Here is a 17,352-nt window from a genome sequence, read left to right as displayed (position 1 = left end):
CCGTCACCCGGTGAGCGACGAGCGTTCCAGCGCTTCGCTGAGTACTTTTCTCGACGGCAGCCCGAGCTTTCGCAGTGCTTTCCCGATGTGGATTTCGACCGTGCGCGGGGAAAGGAAGAGCTGTTCGGCGATTTCGCGGTTCGTGAGGTTGCGCGCGGCGAGGCGGGCGACTTCGAGTTCGCGCGGGGAAAGCGCTTCGCCGTAGCCTTTGCGGCCTCGGCGGGGCAGTGTGGTGTCGAAGCGCCGGAGCACGCGGCGGCACCGCAACGCGTCCGCCGGCGCGGACAGGTCGCTGAACGCGGATTCCGCCGCGGTCATCAGGTCGATCGCGCTCTGGTGGTCGCCGAGGTCGGCGAAGCATTCGGCGGCGCGTTCGTGTGCGGACGCCGCCGAGTAGGGGTGCGGCAGCGCGCGGTAGGACTCGCCCGCGCGGCGCAGCAGGTCGGCGGCCGTGGCGAGTTCGCCGTCCGCGCGCGCGATCAGCCCTCGGCACACCAGGGCGGCGGCTTTGGCGAAGGGGGCGTCGCGACCGGACACCCCTTGCTCGTATTCGGCGAGGGTCGATCGCGCGCCCTCGGTGTCGTCGGTTTCCAGCAGCGCGCGGATGGCGAAGGGCATCAGTTCGGCGGCCCACACCCAGTTTCCCTTGGCGCGCAAGGCATCGATGCCGTATCCGGCGACGGTGCGCGCCGCCGCGGTGTCGTGGGCCGCGAGGTGAACCGCGGTACGCCCGGCGAACGCCGAAGCTTGCAGCGGCACCGTTCCGGTCGAAAGCGCGAACGCGTTTTCGAAGTTGCGCAGCGCCGCTGTCGGCCTGGCCTGTTCGAGGTCGAGCCAGCCGAGCGCGAGCAGCGGCTCCGCCGCGAGTGAACTGGTCTCGCCGACGCGCTCGATCAGCAGGCGCGCGTCCTCGGCGACGGCCGACCACTGGCCGGTCATCACGTTGAGACGAAGCTCGGTGCCCGCGGCGAGCGCGTCGAGATAGGACTGGCGCGCGCCGCTGATCAACCGGCGCGCGGTGTCCAAATAGGAGCGTGCGACGGCGTGGTGGCCGTTCCACCCCGCCGCGTCGGCGAGGTTGATGTAGGTCCGCCCGAGCTGCCGCCGCACCTCGGGCGAGGACGGGGCCTGCGGCAGCGCTTCGATCACCGACCACACGCCGGGGTCGGCGACCTGCATGCGGGTGGACACCCGGTTCGCCATGGCGGCCGCCATCAGTTCGACGTCGGCGACGCCCTTGCTCGCCAGTTCCGCCTTTTCCAGCCAGCGCAGGTTGACCTTCACCGGTACCGCGCCGACGTGCGGCATCGCCAGTGTCATCAGGCCGCGCGCCAGTACCGGGCTGCGCTGGGTCAGCTCCGCGGCGGCGAGTTCGATCTCGTGCCGTCCCGCGTCGATCTCCCCGGACTGCGTGACCATCGCCCTGCCGAGGTTCATCCGGATCTCGCCGCGCGCGGCCTTGCTCAGCGCGCGGTCGCGCACGATCGCCCGCAGGCGGGCCAGCGTCGCGGCCCGGACCAGGCCCTGGTGCATTTCGTGGCTCAACCGCACCGCGAACCGCTCCCGCGCGGCGGCGGGCAGTTCGGGATCGTCGAGTGCTTCCTCCAGCAGCCGGACGACCTCGTCGACGCCGTCCTCCGCGGCGGCGCGGTCCACCGCGGTCTCCGTCCACTGTGTCCAGTGGCCGAGTTCGAACGCCCCGCGGTAGTGCTTCGCGACGTCGGCGGGCGCGTGTCCCTGTGCCGCGAGGAATTCGGCGGCGCGCGCGTGCAGCCCGCGCAGCCGGGTGCCCGGGATCGGGGCCAGGATCGCTTGCGCGGCAAGGGGATACCGGATCCGGTACCGCCCGGCGGTCTCGACGAGCAGCACCGCCCGCAACGCGGTTTCGACGGCGGCGGACACCGCGTCCTCCGGCAGGCGCGACACCGCGGCGAGCGCCTGCTCCCGCACCGGTTCCGCCAGTACCGCCGCCGCGGCCAGCACCTCTGCGCACGCCGGGCCCAGCCGCGCCACCCGGTCCCGCACGGAGTCGCGGACACCCGGCGGCAGTGCGAACGCGACGCCGGGGTCCGCGCGGCGCAGCACTTCGCGCACCACCCCCGGCAAGCCTCCGGTGCGGTGGCACAGGTCTTCGGCGAACCCGGGCGGCAGCGTCGCCTGCCCGAGGACGGCACGGGCGAACCGGTCGACGTCGTCGCCGGCCCAGGGCCGCAGGGCGATCCGGATCGGGGAACCGCACGGCGCGTCCTGGACGGCGGTGGTGACGACGGCGAGGTTTTCCGGCTGCGCACCGGTCAGGAAGCGCAGGAAGTCCACAGTGTCCTCGTCCGCGTGCCCGATGTCGTCGAGGACGAGAACGGTGTTGCCGCACACCACGAGCACTTCGCGCAGGGCACGGAAGATCTGGTGCCGGGTCAGCTCGGCGCCGAGCGGGTGCGGCGGCGCGGGCAGCACGGGGGCCAGCTCCGGGAGGACCGCGCGCAGCACGCCCGCGACGGGGGACAGGCGGTCCGCGACCGGGGCGAGCCGTGCTTTCGCGACGGCCTCGAGCACCGGGCCGAGGGGGAGCGGTTTGCGTAGCGGTTCACAGCGGGCCCGCAGCACCGTCCGGCCCGCGAGGAGCCGGTGCCGCCGGAATTCGGTGAGCAGCCTGGTCTTCCCGACCCCCGGTTCACCGGTGACCACGACGTGCGCCGGCGGGGTCGTCACGGCGCGGACCAGCGCGGCCAGCTCGGCGTCCCTGCCGAGGTGGACGTGTGCCGCACCGGTCGACGACATGTGCCGACCTTACCGGCGCGGAACCCGCCGAAAGGCGGGAACACGGAACGTGATCACCGCGCGGTGCCGAGCAGCGCCGCGAGCTTGCGGGCGCTGGGGCTCCGCCGGTCGGCGTGGACGTGGAGGGTGCGGTGCACGGGCGGGTCGAGCGCCCGCACGACCACCCCGTCCGGGGCGGGCCGCGGAACGGCGAGCGCGGGGACCACGCCCGCGGTGATCCCGGCCGCGACCATCGCGAACACCGTGGCGGCGTCGCGGACCGTGTGATCGGGCGCCCAGGTGACTCCCTCCTCGGCGAACGCGGCGGTGAGCAGCGGTCCGCAGGTCCCGCCGGGATCGGCGACACCGGCGCGCACGAGATCGGCGAGCGCGATCCGGCTCGCGCGGCCGAGCCGGTGGCGCCGCGGCAGCACCGCGAGGAATTCGTCGGTGAGCGTGGAGATCGGCTTCGAACCGGGGATGCGGGTGGTGCTCACCGCGAGATCGACGGTGCTGTCGGTGAACCACTCGGCGAGTTCGTCGTCGTCGCCGACGACCGTGAGCGCGTCCAGGTCCGGCCACTCGGCGAGCGCGGCGGGCACGAGGTGGACCAGCGCGCTGGCGACGGCGCCGATCCGCAGCCGCGGTGCTTCCGGCCGGTGGGCGAGCGCTTCGATCGCCCGCAGGTGCCCGACGGCGGCGTGCCCGTGTCCGGCGACCTCCCTGCCCAGCGCGGTCAGCGCCGCGCCCTCGGGTCCACGGTGGACGAGCTGGCCGCCCAGCAGGCGTTCCAGCGCGGCGATCGTGCGGCTGACCGCGGACTGGGTCAGGCCGAGTTCCCCGGCGGCGCGGGTGAAGCTGCCGTGCTCGCCGATCGCCAGCAGTGCCCGCACCTGTCCGATGGTGAGATCCACCGAGCCATGATCCCAGTGCATGACCGATATGACCAGTAGTCGTTGGAATCATGGGCCCGGCGACGGTGTGCTGGTGCCATGTCGTCCGCCGTTCCGGTCCGCACGCTCGTCGCGATGGTGTCGTTGTGGCTATGCTGGGGTTCGTCGTTCCCGGCGATCCGGGTGATGGTGGCGACGTTGCCGCCGCTGTCGGCTTCGGGCGCGGTCTTCCTCACCGCCGGAATCGTGCTCGTGGCCTTCCGACCCCGCGCGTTCCGGGAACTCCGGTGTCGACATGTCGCCATCGCTGCGGGAGTGGGGGCGTGCTTGCTCGGCGCGCAGGGCATGGTCGCGGTCGCTTCGCGGCACCTGTTCGCGGGCACCGCGGCGCTGCTCGTCGCGGCCGTCCCGCTGTGGGTGGTGCTGCTGCGCGCGGTGCTGGGTGAGCGCTGCGGCAAGGGCGCGGTGGCGCGGGTGGTCACCGGGTTCGCCGGGGTGGCCGTGGTGCTGGTCGCCGACTCGGGCGGCCGGTGGTCGGCGTGGGGGCTGCTGGTGCTGGCCGCCGCGGTCACCTGGGCGGCGGGCACGGTCTGGGCGGCGCGCGCCGAGACGCTGCCTCCGCCGATACCCGCGGCCGCGGTGCAACTGGTGGCGGGTGGCTTGTTGCTCCTGGTGCTCGGTGCCGTCGCCGGTGAGGAGTTCACGCCCGCGCGCACCGAGTCCTGGCTCGCGCTCGCGGATCTCGTGCTCGTCGACTCGCTCGCCGGGTTCGTGCTGTACAACCGGTTGCTGCGCGCGGCTCCCGTCTCGCTGGTCAGCACCTACGCCTACGCGGTGCCCGTGGTTGCCTGGCTCGCGGGGGTGGTCGTGCTGGGCGAGCCGTTCCGGCCCGCTGTGCTGCTCGGCGCCGTCGTCATCGTGGCCGCCGTCGCGGGTGAAGTGCGCGCGACGTCAGCGAAGGGGCGCGAGTAGGCCGTCGACGATGCGGCGAACCCTGCTCACCGCGTCGCAATCCCCGAGCCGCAGTGCCGTGTTCGTGGCGCACAGCACGGCGTCGAGCTGGAACGCGGCGAGATCGGCGTCCAGCCCGGCGATCTCGCCCGCCGCCACCGCGTGCCGCAGTTCCCCCGCGAGGACGCCGGTCCAGTCGTGGGTGTCGCGGACCAGCGCGTCGCGGATCGGACCGGGGCGGCTGTCGTACTCGGCCAGGTTCGCGGCGCGGAAGCACCCGCCGGCGAACAACGGGGTTTCGGCGTAGACGATCCAGTTTTCGACCAGCGCGCGGAGTCGGGCCGCGCCGCGCGGCGCGGACAGCGCGGGCCGCACGACCGCTTCGACGAACCTCGCGCGCGCGTGGTCGACGGTGGCCAGCTGCAGGATTTCCTTGGTCTTGAACAAGGTCTGCACCCCGGCCTTGCTGAGCCCGGCGCCGGTGGCCAGCCGCCCGAAGCTCACCCCGTCGAGCCCTTCGAGTGAGGCGACGTCGACGGCGTGTTCGAGCACGAGCTGCCGCGTCCGCGCGCCGCGCAGGAGGCGCTTGTCGGTGACTTCGCCGGGCGCACTGTCCATACGGCCGATCGTACTCCGGCATTTCCGGGCGGCCGAGATAGCCATTCTTTTCTCGATTCATGGCGAGATTCGGGAAATGGCCCCGGAAAAAACGGTCCCCGCGATCACGCGTGGAAGCGCGTGGTTTCGTCCAGTTCGGCGCGCGGGATGCGGACGCGGTTCGCGGGCGCGGTGGCATCGGCGTACCCGAACGAGATGCCGAGCAGGAGCTTCCGGTTCTCGACGCCCAGTTCGGCGCGCACGGTGTCCGCGTAGAAGCCCAGCAGGCCCTGCGGGCAGCTCGCGATGCCGTGCGCCGTCATCGCCAGCATCAGGGTCTGCGCGTAGATGCCGACGTCGGCGGCCATGCGCGCTTCCGCGTTGGGCGCGGTGAACAGCAACGCGACGTGCGGCGCCCCGTAGAACCGCAGGCTTTCGGCGTTGTACGCCTCGCGCGCGGTGCGGTCTTCGCGGCCGATCCCGACGGCCGAGTACATCCGCTCGCCCGCCTGCTGGCGCCGTCGCTGGTAGGTCCCTTGGTAGAGGCCGTCGTGGTACGGGAAGTCCATCGAAAGGCGCTTTTCGGCGTGTGCTTCGACCAGTGCGTCGCCGAGGCGTTCGCGCGCCGCACCGCTGACGACCTCGATGTGCCACGGCTGCGTGTTGGAGTTCGACGGTGCCGCGCCCGCCAGGGAAAACACCGCCCGCAAGGTCTCCTCCGGTACGGCGTCGGGCCGGAACGCGCGCGTGGCCCGCCGCGCCCTGATCAGGTGTTCGGCGTAGTCGGGCAGATGCTCCACGGGAATCTCCTTAAGTAAACGGTTTCGTGTACCTAGTGGCCGACTGTAGCGGAGGGCCGAGCCAAGGTAAACGGCGGTGTATACTTAAGGGGTGGCTGATCAGGAAGTGGTGCGCCGCCGAGGGCGCGGGGGACGGGAGCGCATCCTCGCCGCGGCCACCGCGCTGTTCGAGGCGCGCGGGATCACCGCCACCGGCATGGAACAGGTGGCGGCGAGCGCGCCGGTGTCGAAGCGCACCCTCTACGCCCATTTCCCCACCAAGGACCAGTTGGTGGTGGCGTACCTGAGCCATCTCTCGGAAACGGGGCGCACCATCGAAGGCGCGCTCGACCGCGAGGACCTTCCAGTACGGGAACGGCTGCTCGCGTTGTTCACGGTGCCGGACAACGGAACCGGGCCGATCCGGGGGTGCCCCTTCGTCGACGCCGCGGCCGAATTCCCCGATCCGGACAGTCCCGTGCACGCGTACACGCGCGAACAGAAGCAGCGGTTCGCGCGCCGCGTCACCGAATTGGTGCGCACGCTCGGCGCGCCGCGTCCCGGTGTGCTCGCCGAACAGCTCGTGATGCTCGCCGACGGGGCCGCGACCCGCGCGATGGTGCTCAACGACGCGGCGTGCGGCCGTTCCGCCAGGGCCGCCGCGGAAGCCCTGCTTGACGCCGCTACCGGATAGACCATTGTGGACGGTCGAACTGCTCCAGACCGCCCCCTGGCCGGTCTGGAGCCGTTCGGTCTACGCGCCGTCCCAGGTGACCGGGAGCCGGTGCACGCCGTATATGTCGGTGCCGGTGCGCATCGGCACTTCTTCGGCGGGGATCGCGAGGCGCAGTCCCGGGAACCGATCGAGCAGCGCGGGGAACGCGACGCGCATTTCGACGCGGGCGAGCTGCTGGCCGAGGCACTGGTGCACGCCGTGCCCGAAGGTCAGGTGCCCGGCGGCGTGCCGCTGGAGATCGAGGACGTCCGGATTCGCGAACTTTTCCGGATCGCGGTTCGCGGCCTGTGCCGAGATGGTCACGGTTTCCCCCGCTTTCACCAGCTGGCCGCCGATCTCGACGTCTTCCAGCGCCGCTCGTGCGCCCGTGTGCGTGATCGTCAGGTAGCGCAGCAGTTCTTCGACGGCCTGGTCGGCCTTCCCGGGATCGGCGCGCAGCGCGGCGAGCTGGTCCGGGTTCTCCAGCAGGGCGAACGTGCCGAGCGCGATCATGTTCGCGGTGGTGTCCAGGCCCGCGCCGAGCAGGAACGCCCCGACACCCGCGAGTTCCTCGTCGGTGAGCTCGGTCGTGGTGAGATCGCTGAGCAGATCGTCGGTGGGCTTCGCGCGCTTGGCCAGCACCAGTTCCCGCACGTATTCCTGGATGCCGGTGTAGGCGGCCCCGATCTCGTCCAGCGTGGCGCCCGCGTCGTTCATCGACAGCGCTTTCTCCTGGAACGACTCGCGATCGGCGTACGGCACGCCGAGCAGCTCGCAGATCACCATCGCCGGAACGGGCTGCGCGTAGGCCCGCACCAGATCGGCGGGCGGGCCCTGCAGCGCCATGGCGTCCAGGTGCTCGGCGCTGATCTCGCCGATGCGGTCGGTCAGCAGGCGCATCCGGCGGACGGTGAACTTGCCGGTGAGCAGCTTCCGGTAGCGGGTGTGGTGCGGCGGGTCGATCCCGGTGAGATCGCCGACCGGCGCGGGCGGCGCCTCGGTGACCCCGGGCAGCGGGGTCGGGAAGTGCATGAGCTCGTACCGCGAGCTGAAGCGGAGATCGGAGGCCACCTCGCGGGCGAGCGCGTGCCCGGTCACCAGCCAGCCGAGGTGGCCGTCGGGGTAGCGCATCCGCCTGATCGGGCTCTGCTCGCGGATCCGCGCCAGCTCCGCGGGCGGGTCGAAGGGGCAGCCTGCCGGACGTTCCGTCGGCAGCGATGCCAGTTCGGGATTCACGGTTTCTCCTGACGTGGTAAGGGAAATCAGTTCGCGGACTCGCGGTTGAACAGCTTCTTCGACCACAGGTAGCCGCCGAGCGCCACGACGACGCACCAGCCGACCGCCAGCACGGCGTTGGCGCCGAGCGGCTTGTCCATCAGCAGGCCGCGCAGGGTCTCGATGAGCGGGGTGAAGGGCTGGTACTCGGCGAACCAGCGCAGCACGGCAGGCATCGAATCCGTCGGCACGAAACCGCTGCCGAGGAAGGGCAGCAGGATCAGCGGCATCCCGACGTTGCTCGCGGATTCGACCGTCTTGGCCGCCAGTCCGAACGCGACGAACAGCCAGATGAAGGCGAACGACATCAGCGCGACGAGCCCCGCCGTCGCGAACCAGGCGCCGACACCGGCCGACGGCCGGAACCCGACCAGGAACGCCACCCCGAAAACGGCCGCGATGCTGAGCATCGACTGGATGAGGCTGCCGAAGACGTGCCCGGTGAGCACGGAGACGCGGGCGATGGACATGGTGCGGAACCGGGCGACGATGCCCTCGGTCATGTCCATCGCGACCGAGACCGCGGTGCCCTGGACGGTCGCGGAAATGGTCATCAGGATGATCGCGGGCACGACGTAGTTGACGTAGACCGCGCGGCCGCCGCCCGCACCGCCGATCCCGGCGCCGAGGGTGTTGCCGAACACGTAGACGAACAGCAGCAGGAAGACGATCGGCATCCCGACGAGCACCACCGTCATGGACGGGTAGCGGGCCAGGTGCTTGAGGTTGCGGCGCAGCATAGTGGCCGAGTCGCGCAGGGCATAGGACTGGGTGCTCATCGGATGGGTGCTTTCTCGTGGGTGGGATTTCCGGTGAGGGCGAGGAAAACGTCGTCGAGATCGGGCGTGTGCAGGTTGAGCGCCTCGACGGCGACGCGCTCGTCGTCGAGCCGGGTGAGCAGGGTCCGCAGCGAGTGGACGTCGCCGTCGCTCGGAACGCGCAGCGTGAGCGCGTCCTCGTCACCGGAAGCGTTCGCGAGGACGCGGGCGGCGGCGTCGAACTCGCGCGCGTCGGCGAAGCGCAGTTCGACGTGGCCGCCGGGAATCCGGCGCTTCAGCTCCTCGGCGGTGCCCTCCGCGACCACGCGCCCGGCATTGAGGACCGCGATCCGGTCGGCGAGTTCGTCGGCCTCGTCGAGGTACTGCGTGGTGAGGAAGATGGTGACGCCGTGCGCCACGAGACCGCGCACGATTTCCCACATGCGGAGCCGGGCGCGGGGGTCGAGTCCGGTGGTCGGCTCGTCGAGGAAGATCACCTCGGGGTCGCCGACCAGCGTCATCGCGAGGTCGAGCCGCCGTCGCATGCCCCCGGAGTAGGTCGCGGCCGTTTTCCCGGCCGCCTCGGTCAGGTCGAACCGTTCGAGCAGGTCGTCGGCGCGCCGCCTGCCCTCCGCGCGGTCGAGGTGGTGCAGATCGGCCATCAGGAGCAGGTTCTCCCGCCCGGTGAACAGGTTGTCCACCGCGGAGAACTGGCCGGTGACACCGATCGCGCCGCGCACGCCGTCGGGATCGGTGGCGAGGTCGTGCCCGGCGACCGCGGCTGTACCGGCGTCCGCGGTGAGCAGCGTGGAGAGGATCTTGACCGTGGTGGTCTTCCCCGCCCCGTTGGCGCCGAGCAGCGAGAACACCGTGCCGCGCTGGACGTGCAAGTCGATGCCGTCGAGCACGACGTGCTCACCGAACGACTTGCGCAGCCCGGCCGCGGTGATCGCGGGCGGGCGTGACGGAGTGGCCATGGATTTCCCTTTCCGGGCTTCGGGTCGACGGCGGGTTGGTCCGCGGCGCGTGGTCACTCCGCCATGCCGTCGTTCGTATGGCGCCACTATGGCGCATCTTTGGCGCCATGGCAAGTGTCGACGGCACCTGGTTTAGAAGGTGGCTTTCACCAGCAAATATGCCTTGGTTTGCATGTCGACCGATGGCGAAGCCAGCGTGATGTGCTGGTGTTGCCCAGGTGTGTAGATGATGGCTGACTGGTGTCGACCGGAGCCAGTTTGGCGTCTCGGTGGCGCAGCCTCAGTCGCTCGTGGCGCACGGCGGGCGTGCACCTACGAATTCACGGCCGGAGCTCCACCGCTTCAGTGCTCCTGGCTGACTCGCTCGCGCAGCACGGCTTTGGCGATCTTGCCCGCCGGTGTCATCGGAAGCTCGCCCACGATCAGCAACTGCCGGGGAACCTTGTAGCTCGCCAAGCGTTCCCGGCAGTAGTCGAGGATCTCCTCGGGGTCGAGTTCCGCCGCGGGATCGCCGGGCACGACGTAGTAGCGCCCGATCTCGCCGAGCACCGGGTCGGGGACGCCGATCCCCGCGGCCATGGCGATCCCGGGGAACCCGGTCAGGACGTTCTCGACCTCGACGGGGTACACGTTGTAGCCACCCTGCAGGTACATTTCCTTGCTGCGCCCGCGAAAAGCCAGGTGTCCGCTCGCGTCGGCGGTGACGATGTCGCCGGTGGCCACCCAGCCGCCGGGCAGGAACGTCTCCGCGGTCTCGGCGGGCATGTCCCAGTACCCGGCGGCGGCACCGGGTCCGCGGAGCTGGAGTTCTCCGTCCACATCGGACTCGACGGGCGCACCGTTCGACACGACGCGGGCTTCGACACCGGGCAGCGCGGTGCCCAGCGTGCGCGCCACCACCTCCGGCGGGTCCGTCGGCGCGCTCATGATCGCGGCACCGGAAACCTCCGACATGCCGTAGAGATTGGTCAGCCTGGCGCCGGGAAACCGCGTCGCGATCGCTTCGCACAGCGCGGGTTCCGCGTTGGCGCCGCCGACGATCGCCACCCGCAGGCTCGACGCGTCGAGCCGCGCGCAGGCCGGTTCCGCGAGCATCAGCGCCCACATCGTCGGCACCCCGCCCAAGATCGTCAGCCGGTGCTCGGCGATCGCGGCGACGGCCCCGCTCGGTGAGAACGCCGTCGGCATGACCACCGCCGAGCCCGCGACCATCGCCGCGAGGACGTTGCAGGTCAGCCCGCCGACGTGGGTGAGCGGCAGCACCGCGAGCAGGACGTCGCCCGCGGTCATGCCCACCCGCTCGACTTGTGCCGAGGCGGCCGCGACGAGCCCGCCGTGGGTGAGCACCGCGCCCTTGGGGACACCGGTGGTGCCCGAGGTGTAGAGGATCACCGCCGGGGTGTCCGCATCGATCTCGGCGTCGGGAACGTCCTCGGCCGCGCTGGACGCGAACTCCGCGTAGCGATCGAGGAACACGATGTCCTCGACGTCCGGGATCCGGTGCCGGAACCCGGCGTAGAACGCCCGGTCGCCACTGGTCAGGAGCAGCCGGGTGCCGGAATGGGTGAGCATGTGGTCGAGCTCGGTCTCGCGGTAGCGGACGTTGAGCGTGACCACGATCAGGCCGAGCCGGACCGCGCCGAAGAAGAACTCCAGCCACTCGGCCCCGTTCGGCGCGGCGACCGCGACCCGATCCCCGGCGCGCAGGCCCCGCGCGTGCAGCGCGGCCGCGACCCGGCGGCTGCGAGCCGCCAGCTCGCCGTACGTCGTGGCGGAATTCCCGGTGCGCAGGAACACTTTCCCGCCCTCGCGGCGGGCGGCGTCGTCGAGCAGGGTCACCAGCGTCCGTGCCATGAGACCGGCTCCTTCGCCGAGAGCGGATCGTCCCCCGTGACTGTGGCACGGTCCACGCCCGCGAACCAGGCGGCACCGCCCGGTCACGGTGAATCACCGCCGGGTCGCGACAGCTCCAGGTGGAGGACCGCCGTCCGTCTGACGCAAACGCAGACGGCTATCCTCCGTTCGGTCTATCGTCCGTTGAGACGGCGGAAGGGGGCGTGCATGGCCGGTCGGAGCGGGTCCGCCGCTGGCCGCGCGCGCGGTGCCAAGGACGGCTTCGCCACCGTGCGCCTCGTCGTCGCCTGTGGTGTCATCGGGTTCCACGCGATGCCGCTGACCGGGGACTACGACGGCTGGGGCTGGGGACAGCACTGGTACCACTACGGCACGCTGACCGTCGCCGCGTTCATGGCGATGAGCGGGTTCTTCGTGATGAAGACCTGGGAGCGCGATCCGCACTTCGCCCGGTTCTGGGTGCGCAGGGCGCTGCGGATCATGCCGGGGCTCCTGGTGGTCGTGCTGCTCGCCGCGCTCGTGCTCGGCCCGCTCGTCACCACGCTGGCCACTGGTGAGTACTTCGGTCAGGCGCGCACCTGGTCGTTCCTGTGGCACAACGCGTTGCTGTTCCCGCAGCAGTACGACCTGCCCGGCGTGTTCGCGGGCAACCCGTACCCGACGGCGGTCAACGGCTCGCTGTGGTGCCTGCCGCTGGAGGTGCTCGGCTACGCGCTGGTGACCGTGGTCGGGTTGCTCGGCATCAACCGCAGGCGCCCGTTGATCTTCCTGATCGCGGTGCCGTTCGGCGCTCTGCTCGTGCTGCACGTGAACGGGCTCGTCGACCTGCCCGACACGATGCTGCTGCTGCCGGTGAACCCGTTGCTGCAATACCTCGCCATCTACGCGATGGGGATCGCGGCCTGGCTCTACCGCGACAAGATCCCGCTGTCCTGGTGGGGCGTCGTGGCCTGCGTGGCGATCGAGGTCTTCGTCTACCCGAGCCCGGTCGCGGACATCACGCGCGCCGTCACCATCCCGTACGCGGTGCTGACCATCGGCACCAAGCTGCCCCCGTGGCTGTGCCTGCCGAACTGGCTGACCGTGGCCAGTTTCGGCGTGTTCCTCTACGGCTTCCCGGTCGAGCAGACGCTGGTCTGGCTCGGCGCGGATCACCCGTGGCAGGTCATCGGCATCGGCGTGCCGATCGCCGTGGTGCTCGGGCTGGGGTCCTGGCACCTGGTGGAGAAGCACGCGCTCCGGCTGCGGACCACGCTGACCGAGCGGGCGCCGGAGCCGCGCACCGAGGTCATCCCCGCCGTACCGGCGGCGGACCCGCCGACCGTGGAACTGCCCGCGCTCCGGCCTGGAAGGAACTGAGCACAGCCGTCATGCCTGCCGAAAAAACCGCAGCGGGAAGCCGCGAACGCTATCTCGAACTGCTGAAGCGCGCCCTGACGAACACCATCTACGAGGACCCGAACTCGGCGCCGTGGGGACCGGACGGGTTCGACGCGGCCGCGCGCGGCGACGGCAGCGACTGGCCGCGCACCGCGCACACCATGATCGGCCGCAAACGCCTCGACAACCTGCACCACTGCGTCCGCGCGGTGCTCGCCGACGGTGTCGAGGGCGACCTCGCCGAGACCGGGGTGTGGCGCGGGGGCGCGTCGATCCTGATGCGCGGCGTGCTCGCCGCCTACGAGGACACCGGCCGCACGGTGTGGGTGGCCGACTCGTTCGACGGCCTGCCCGCACCGGACGCCGAACGCTACCCGGCGGACGCCGGCGACCAGCACCACGAGGTCGGCTTCCTCGCCGTGCCGCTCGAAGAGGTCAGGGCGAACTTCGCGAAGTACGACCTGCTCGACGACCAGGTCCGGTTCCTGCCGGGCTGGTTCCGCGACACCCTGCCGACCGCGCCGATCGAACGCCTGGCGGTGCTGCGCCTCGACGGTGACATGTACGAGTCCACTTGGGACGCTTTGACCGCGCTCGCCCCGAAGGTTTCTCCCGGCGGGTTCGTGATCGTCGACGACTACCACGCGATCGCGGGCTGCAAGCAGGCCGTGGACGACTACCGAGGCGCGCACGGGATCGACGCGCCCATCGAAACCATCGACTGGGCCGGAGTCTTCTGGCGCGTCTAGGTCCGCTTCGTGCGCTGGACTTCGGCGTCTGGCGCGTGTTCTTGCGCCAGCTCCCATTCGGCCACGTCCGCCATGGCCTGCGCCTCGGCGGCGGGATCCGCGGGCGCCGCCGGAGCGGCGACGGTGATGCGAGGGTTGGCTCGCTGGCGTGCTTCCAGCGCGCGGGCGAGCTTGGACAGGGCGTAGTTGACGACGAAGTAGATCAGGCCGACCACGAGGTAGGTCTGGATCAGCAGGTGGTTGTAGGCGACGAGCACCTTGCCGCTGAACAGCAGTTCGGCGTAGCTCACCACGAAACCGAGCGAGGTGTCCTTCACGATGCCCGCGAGCTGGCTGACCAAGGACGGCACGACGCGGCGGATCGCCTGCGGGAACAGCACGTGCAGCAGCACCTGCGACGGACTGAGCCCGAGCGCGGCGGCGGCCTCGCCCTGACCGCGCTCCAGCGAGCGGACACCGGAGTAGAAGATCTCCGCGAACTGGGCCGACCGCGAGATCGCCATCGGGATCACGAGCTTCCACAGCAGCGGCAGGTCGAGGCCGTAGCGCGGCAGCATGAACAACGTCATGTAGACCAGCAGCAAGGTCGGGACGACCCGGAAGACCTCGACGTAGGTCTTCGCGGGCACCCGCAGCACCCGGCGCGAGGACAGGCGGGCACCGGCGAGCAGCAGCCCCACCGCGGCGGCCGACACCGCGGCGAGCGCGGCGGCGAGCGCGGTCCCGGCGAGCCCGCCGAGCAGGTACTGCCACATCGCACCGCTGCCGTACGGCGCCCACCGGTCGGCGTCGAGCTGGCCGTTGACCGCGAACTGCCGGATCGCCAGCGCCGCCAGCGCGAGCCCGGCGAGCACCGCGACGGCGGTGACGATCCGGATCCGCCGCCGCGTCCTCGGGCCGGGGGAGTCGAAGAACAGCGCGGTCAGGTCGCGGGTCATCGGTGGATCACCAGCTTCCGCGCGAGCGCGCCGCTGGTCGTGGAGATACCGAGCGCGAGCAGTCCGTACATCACCCCGACACCGACGAAGATCACGACCGGTTGCGTCACTTCGAGATTGACCCGGTTCGCCACCTCGGTCAGGTCGACGAGACCGGCGCCGGCACCGGTGAGCGCCGTGTTCATCAGCAGCCCGATGGTGACGTTGCCCAGCGGCTGGACGACGCTGCGCAGCGCCTGCGGCAGGATGATCGAGCCGAAGGACCCGGCGACGCTCATGCCGAGCGCCCTCGCCGCCTCGACCTGGCCGAGCGGAACCGAGTTGACCCCGGACCGCAGCGTTTCCGCGTAGTACGAAGCGGAATACAGGCCGGTGCCGAGCACGCCGGTGGTGAACAGGTCGAACTTGACACCGATCTCGGGCAGCCCGAACACCAGGAACACCAGCCACACCAGGAGCGGGATGTTCTGGAACAGGTGCACATAAGCGGTTCCGAACAAGCGCAGCGGGCGAATCGGCGACACCCGGAACGCCACGAGCACGACCGCGATCAGCGCGGCGACCAGAAAGGACGACGCGGTCAGCTCGATCGTGACCAGCAGACCGTTCGCGAAGTCACCGAGGTATTCGGAAAAGGGGCGCATCGTGCTTCCGCTTGTGCCGGGCAGGGGATCAGGAACCGGGGACCGACCCGATTTCCGGTGGCGCGGGTGCCGGCCCTTCGATCTTCGTGCCGAGCGTTTCCTGGTACGCCTGCTGCCAGAGCCCGGAGGCCTGGATCTTCTTCAGCCAGTCGTTGACGAACTTCTTGAACGCGGTGTCCCCGTGCTTGATGCCGATCCCGTACGGGTCCTTGCCGAACGGGGTGCCGATGACCTTGAGCTTCGTGTTGAGCACCGCGTTGCTGGCCAGGATCGTGAGGTCGTTGACGTAGGCCTCCGCCCTGCCCTGTTCCAGTGCCTGGATGCATTCCTGGCTGGTGGGGAAGGTGATCAGCTCGGCGTCCGGCTGGACCTGCTTGAGCACGTTCGCGCCGGTCGTGTTGGCCGCCGCGAGCACCTTCTTCCCTTTCAGGTCAGCGGGTTTCGTGATGCCGTTCGTGGTCTTCAGCGTCGCGATCGCGGGGCCGGAGACGAAGTACGGCCCGGCGAAACCGATCTTCTCCGCGCGCGCGGGTGTGATGCTGTAGGTGTAGAGGACCGTGTCAACGGTTTCGTTCTGCAGCAACGTTTCGCGAGTGGTCGGGGTGGCGTTGATGATCGTCGTGTTCGGCTGGCCGATGATGTACTTCGCGAGCATCCTGCCGAGGTCCGCGTCGAACCCCTCGGTCAGTCCGGTGATCGGATTCTGCTGGGACAGCAGCGGGTTTTCCTTGGTACTGCCGATCACCAGCTGACCGCGGCGCTTGATGGCCGCGGCGGTCGGGCTCGCCGCGATTTCCTCGTCGGTGGCCACGGGCGACTTGTCGATGAGCTGGCTCGCGCCCTGCCCGCCGGGAACCGCGCCACCGCTGTTCGAGCAGGCCGAAGCCGTGGTGACGGCGAGGATCGCGCAACTCGCGGCGATCAGCCAATTCCTCGAAAACACCAAACGCATGCGTCGAGCGTCCTTTCGCATTCCCCAGCCGGGCACGTCGATCGGCGTGCCCGGGAAAACCAGTGGCCAGGATGTCGTAGGCGGTACCCGGCGTCAATAGTGCTTTCGTTTGTGCCGCGGAACGCAAGGCGCTGCCCCGAAAGCCGCTTTCGGGGCACGCGAGGGCAAGCTCAGCCGGGGCCGTCGCTGGCGGCGGCGAGCAGGGGGACGAGCACGTCGCTGACCGGGGTCGGGATGCCGTGCGCGGCACCGAGCCTGCGCACCACGTCGTTGCGGGCCTCCCATTCCAGCGCCACGCCCGCGTCGCGGTCGAACAGGATCGACGAACCGAGATCCGGCGGCATCGTGGCCATCCGGTCGACGGTGTCGTCGGCGACCGGATCGGGCACGTCCGCCCCTTCCGCGCGGGCGACGGCGGCGCATTCCCTGGCCAGTGCCCGCGCCACCGCGCGGATGTCCGCCCGCTGGAACATGCCGGCGCGGCGCCCGGTGAGCGGCATCAACCCGGCGATGGCGTTCACCACCAGCTTCCGCCACGCCGCGGTGGCGAAATCGGCCACCGGATCGACCGTGCCGCCACCCGGTCGCAGCAGCTCGGCGAGCGCTCGTCCCGGCGGGCCGTCGGGGACGAGGAGCGAAGGCGTGTCGCGCACCTGGACGTGCTGCTTGGTGATCGCCTCCGCGGGGCACCAGACGACGGCGGGCAGCACCGTCGAGCCGGGCACCAGCGGCTGGACCCTGGTTTCGTGCTCGACCCCGTTCTGCAGCACCGCCACGACGGTTTTGGTGCCGCACAACGATTCCAGCCACGGGCGGGCGGCCGTCGTCTGATGCGCTTTGACGGTGAGGAGCACCCAGTCGGCGGTGCCCGGCACGCTCGCGGGATCGGTGCGCACCGGCGCGGCGAGCCGGACCGGGTCGTGCCCCTCGCGCTCCACCGTGATCCCGTCGAGCGGGGTCCGGCCGCACAGGAGCAGTTCGCCCGCGGTCCCCGCCCGCTGGAGCACCGAGGCGAAGGTCGCGCCGATGGCGCCCGGTCCCACGATCGCGATCCGCAAACCCATGGTCCCCAACGTAGCTCCGGGACCGGCGGTTCTTGAACCGGGCACGCCGCTGTTGATACGGTGAAACAA

The 17,352-nt window shown here is 70.7% G+C and carries 16 protein-coding genes; 4 read left to right on the top strand and 12 right to left on the bottom strand.

What is annotated here, in order from left to right:
• Positions 1 to 3 precede the first annotated feature (3 nt).
• Complete coding sequence (locus tag HUW46_RS10230) at positions 4 to 2,778, bottom strand: helix-turn-helix transcriptional regulator (RefSeq protein WP_215547031.1); 2,775 nt, start codon at positions 2,776 to 2,778, stop codon at positions 4 to 6.
• 53 nt (positions 2,779 to 2,831) lie between these two features.
• A complete protein-coding gene (locus HUW46_RS10225; protein WP_215547030.1) occupies positions 2,832 to 3,671 on the bottom strand; it encodes a LysR family transcriptional regulator in 840 nt (279 codons plus the stop codon).
• A gap of 78 nt (positions 3,672 to 3,749) precedes the next feature.
• Here HUW46_RS10225 and HUW46_RS10220 point away from each other — a divergent pair, with 78 nt between their 5' ends.
• The gene (locus HUW46_RS10220) at positions 3,750 to 4,622 is read left to right on the top strand and encodes an EamA family transporter (RefSeq protein ID WP_254126026.1); all 873 of its coding nucleotides are present in this window, start codon (positions 3,750 to 3,752) and stop codon (positions 4,620 to 4,622) included.
• Here HUW46_RS10220 and HUW46_RS10215 read toward each other — a convergent pair.
• Entirely contained in the window at positions 4,602 to 5,219 is a 618-nt protein-coding gene (locus HUW46_RS10215) for a TetR/AcrR family transcriptional regulator (RefSeq protein WP_215547029.1), read from the bottom strand. The two genes, HUW46_RS10220 and HUW46_RS10215, sit on opposite strands and share 21 nt — an antisense overlap.
• Before the next feature lie 104 nt (positions 5,220 to 5,323).
• Positions 5,324 to 5,998, bottom strand: coding sequence for a nitroreductase (locus HUW46_RS10210; protein WP_254126024.1), 675 nt, complete (start codon positions 5,996 to 5,998; stop codon positions 5,324 to 5,326).
• A 91-nt stretch (positions 5,999 to 6,089) separates the two neighbouring features.
• On the opposite strand from HUW46_RS10210, the gene HUW46_RS10205 reads away from it, so the two are divergent.
• On the top strand, positions 6,090 to 6,671 hold the full coding sequence (locus tag HUW46_RS10205) for a TetR/AcrR family transcriptional regulator (protein WP_254126022.1): 582 nt from the start codon (positions 6,090 to 6,092) through the stop codon (positions 6,669 to 6,671).
• Positions 6,672 to 6,731: 60 nt separating this feature from the next.
• On the opposite strand, the gene HUW46_RS10200 is transcribed toward HUW46_RS10205, so the two are convergent.
• The 4 genes from HUW46_RS10200 to HUW46_RS10185 form a co-directional block, all read right to left on the bottom strand.
• Positions 6,732 to 7,928 carry a cytochrome P450 gene (locus HUW46_RS10200; RefSeq protein WP_215547028.1) on the bottom strand — a complete coding sequence of 399 codons (1,197 nt, stop codon included), beginning with the start codon at positions 7,926 to 7,928 and terminating at the stop codon, positions 6,732 to 6,734.
• A gap of 26 nt (positions 7,929 to 7,954) precedes the next feature.
• Positions 7,955 to 8,746 (bottom strand): ABC transporter permease, encoded by a 792-nt coding sequence (locus HUW46_RS10195; protein ID WP_215547027.1) that lies wholly within the window; start codon positions 8,744 to 8,746, stop codon positions 7,955 to 7,957.
• A complete protein-coding gene (locus tag HUW46_RS10190) occupies positions 8,743 to 9,702 on the bottom strand; it encodes an ATP-binding cassette domain-containing protein (protein WP_215547026.1) in 960 nt (319 codons plus the stop codon). The genes HUW46_RS10195 and HUW46_RS10190 overlap by 4 nt, the downstream gene beginning before the upstream one ends.
• A gap of 342 nt (positions 9,703 to 10,044) precedes the next feature.
• Positions 10,045 to 11,556, bottom strand: coding sequence for a class I adenylate-forming enzyme family protein (locus HUW46_RS10185; protein WP_215547025.1), 1,512 nt, complete (start codon positions 11,554 to 11,556; stop codon positions 10,045 to 10,047).
• A 207-nt stretch (positions 11,557 to 11,763) separates the two neighbouring features.
• Between HUW46_RS10185 and HUW46_RS10180 the strand changes: the two genes are divergently transcribed.
• Together HUW46_RS10180 and HUW46_RS10175 are read left to right on the top strand one after the other, a co-directional pair.
• Positions 11,764 to 12,915 carry an acyltransferase family protein gene (locus HUW46_RS10180; RefSeq protein WP_215547024.1) on the top strand — a complete coding sequence of 384 codons (1,152 nt, stop codon included), beginning with the start codon at positions 11,764 to 11,766 and terminating at the stop codon, positions 12,913 to 12,915.
• Between the two features lie 11 nt (positions 12,916 to 12,926).
• Positions 12,927 to 13,685 (top strand): TylF/MycF family methyltransferase, encoded by a 759-nt coding sequence (locus HUW46_RS10175; RefSeq protein ID WP_215547023.1) that lies wholly within the window; start codon positions 12,927 to 12,929, stop codon positions 13,683 to 13,685.
• Here the strand turns inward: HUW46_RS10175 and HUW46_RS10170 are convergent.
• The 4 genes from HUW46_RS10170 to HUW46_RS10155 all read right to left on the bottom strand — a co-directional run bounded on the left by HUW46_RS10170 (position 13,682) and on the right by HUW46_RS10155 (position 17,283).
• Positions 13,682 to 14,623, bottom strand: a complete 942-nt coding sequence (locus HUW46_RS10170; RefSeq protein WP_215547022.1) for an amino acid ABC transporter permease — start codon at positions 14,621 to 14,623, stop codon at positions 13,682 to 13,684. The genes HUW46_RS10175 and HUW46_RS10170 overlap by 4 nt on opposite strands.
• Entirely contained in the window at positions 14,620 to 15,267 is a 648-nt protein-coding gene (locus HUW46_RS10165; RefSeq protein WP_215547021.1) for an amino acid ABC transporter permease, read from the bottom strand. Before HUW46_RS10165 ends, HUW46_RS10170 begins: the two co-directional genes overlap by 4 nt.
• Positions 15,268 to 15,295: 28 nt before the next feature.
• Positions 15,296 to 16,219, bottom strand: coding sequence for a glutamate ABC transporter substrate-binding protein (locus tag HUW46_RS10160; RefSeq protein WP_215547020.1), 924 nt, complete (start codon positions 16,217 to 16,219; stop codon positions 15,296 to 15,298).
• 170 nt (positions 16,220 to 16,389) lie between these two features.
• Positions 16,390 to 17,283, bottom strand: a complete 894-nt coding sequence (locus HUW46_RS10155) for an oxidoreductase (RefSeq protein WP_215547019.1) — start codon at positions 17,281 to 17,283, stop codon at positions 16,390 to 16,392.
• Positions 17,284 to 17,352 lie beyond the last annotated feature (69 nt).

Source organism: Amycolatopsis sp. CA-230715 (assembly GCF_018736145.1).
Taxonomy (GTDB): domain Bacteria; phylum Actinomycetota; class Actinomycetes; order Mycobacteriales; family Pseudonocardiaceae; genus Amycolatopsis.
This window is presented reverse-complemented; position numbering and strand designations above follow the sequence as displayed.

Excerpts from the sequence above, each read along its gene's own strand:
- HUW46_RS10215 (WP_215547029.1), bottom strand. The coding sequence starts at position 5,219 with ATGGACAGTGCGCCCGGCGAAGTCACCGACAAGCGCCTCCTGCGCGGC.
- HUW46_RS10175 (WP_215547023.1), top strand. The coding sequence starts at position 12,927 with ATGCCTGCCGAAAAAACCGCAGCGGGAAGCCGCGAACGCTATCTCGAA.
- HUW46_RS10170 (WP_215547022.1), bottom strand. The coding sequence starts at position 14,623 with ATGACCCGCGACCTGACCGCGCTGTTCTTCGACTCCCCCGGCCCGAGG.
- HUW46_RS10160 (WP_215547020.1), bottom strand. The coding sequence starts at position 16,219 with ATGCGTTTGGTGTTTTCGAGGAATTGGCTGATCGCCGCGAGTTGCGCG.
- HUW46_RS10185 (WP_215547025.1), bottom strand. The coding sequence starts at position 11,556 with ATGGCACGGACGCTGGTGACCCTGCTCGACGACGCCGCCCGCCGCGAG.
- HUW46_RS10180 (WP_215547024.1), top strand. The coding sequence starts at position 11,764 with ATGGCCGGTCGGAGCGGGTCCGCCGCTGGCCGCGCGCGCGGTGCCAAG.
- HUW46_RS10230 (WP_215547031.1), bottom strand. The coding sequence starts at position 2,778 with ATGTCGTCGACCGGTGCGGCACACGTCCACCTCGGCAGGGACGCCGAG.
- HUW46_RS10195 (WP_215547027.1), bottom strand. The coding sequence starts at position 8,746 with ATGAGCACCCAGTCCTATGCCCTGCGCGACTCGGCCACTATGCTGCGC.
- HUW46_RS10220 (WP_254126026.1), top strand. The coding sequence starts at position 3,750 with ATGTCGTCCGCCGTTCCGGTCCGCACGCTCGTCGCGATGGTGTCGTTG.
- HUW46_RS10165 (WP_215547021.1), bottom strand. The coding sequence starts at position 15,267 with ATGCGCCCCTTTTCCGAATACCTCGGTGACTTCGCGAACGGTCTGCTG.
- HUW46_RS10190 (WP_215547026.1), bottom strand. The coding sequence starts at position 9,702 with ATGGCCACTCCGTCACGCCCGCCCGCGATCACCGCGGCCGGGCTGCGC.
- HUW46_RS10155 (WP_215547019.1), bottom strand. The coding sequence starts at position 17,283 with ATGGGTTTGCGGATCGCGATCGTGGGACCGGGCGCCATCGGCGCGACC.